The 1,151-nt window shown below is 71.3% G+C and carries 1 protein-coding gene; it reads left to right on the top strand.

Annotated elements, in window-relative coordinates:
* Nucleotides 1-1,053: AAA family ATPase (locus ABZT49_RS33890; RefSeq protein ID WP_355292963.1), on the top strand; the 1,053-nt coding region annotated here is incomplete at its 5' end.
* Nucleotides 1,054-1,151: the final 98 nt, after the last annotated feature.

Below are 1,151 nucleotides of genomic sequence, written 5' to 3'. Positions count from 1 at the left end.
ATCGTGCCGGCCGCGAAGACGGCGGTCGCGCCCCTCGACGAGGAGGAGCGGCTCGACCTGGAGGAGGACCGTGCCGGCATCGTGCGCTGGCGCCAGGCTCCCCTGCCGCGGCCGCGCCCCAGGGCCGAGCCGGTCGCCAAGGCCGCCGCGGCCGATCCGGACCGCGCGGCCAAGCCCGGCCACGTCATCGTCCTGCGGAGGGTCGGCGAGGTCGGCCGGTCGGACATGCGCCGCGACGTCGAGCGCACGGTCGAACCCATCCTGAACAAGGACCTGCCGCTCGTCGCGGTGCCCGACGACAGGCGACCCATCGTCGAGCGCATCCTGGCGCGCCTGCCGCACATGCACGTCGCGGCGAAGGCTATGGTCACGTATGCCGCGAGGGGGCACTGGGGCTGGGACCCCGTGATCCTGTGGGGGGACCCGGGCACGGCCAAGACCGAGTACGTCCGCGTGCTCGGGCAGGAGACCGGGCGGCCGGTTTTCCGCTTCAACGCCGACGCGGCCCAGGACGCCAGCTTCGGCTCGACGTCATCGCGCTACAGCACCGCTCACCCGTCCTACGTCTTGGCGAGCCTGCTGCGCTCGTCGGTCGCGAGCATCATCTGCCACGTCGACGAGCTCGATAAGGCCGGCGGGTCCAGGGACAGCAACACGGGGAAGCTTACCGACGCGTTAACCTCGATGCTGGAGAGGAGCACGGCCTCGGCCTGGTACGACAGCTATGTCCAGGCTCCCATCGACCTGACGCCGGTGCAGTTCATCATCACGGTGAACGACATCAATCGGGTGCCCCACGTCCTTCAGGACAGGTGCAGGATCATCCCGGTCGGCACGCCGCTGCCCGAACACCTGCCGATCCTCGCCCCTCAGTTCGCCCGCGCGGCCTGCCGGGACCTGGGCCTCGACGAGGCGTGGGGCGTGCTCGACGACGTCGAGTACCGGGCCCTGGAGGAGGCATGGGGCCAGGGGGGCTCTCTGCGGACGCTGCAGAAGCTCTGCCGCACGATCCTCCAGGCGAGGGACCTCGCCCCCGGCATCTCGCGCCACTAGCCCTCCGGAGACCACCATGTCGACGACGACACCCGGCCTGGACCATGTCCAGGACCGCCTCCGCACGGCTGCGCGCGAGCGCCGCGCCTCCCTCCTCG

This window comes from Methylobacterium sp. EM32 (genome assembly GCF_040593685.1).
Taxonomy (GTDB): domain Bacteria; phylum Pseudomonadota; class Alphaproteobacteria; order Rhizobiales; family Beijerinckiaceae; genus Methylobacterium.
The sequence above is the reverse complement of the archived record's forward strand: the minus strand, read 5'-3'. Positions and strand labels throughout refer to the sequence as shown.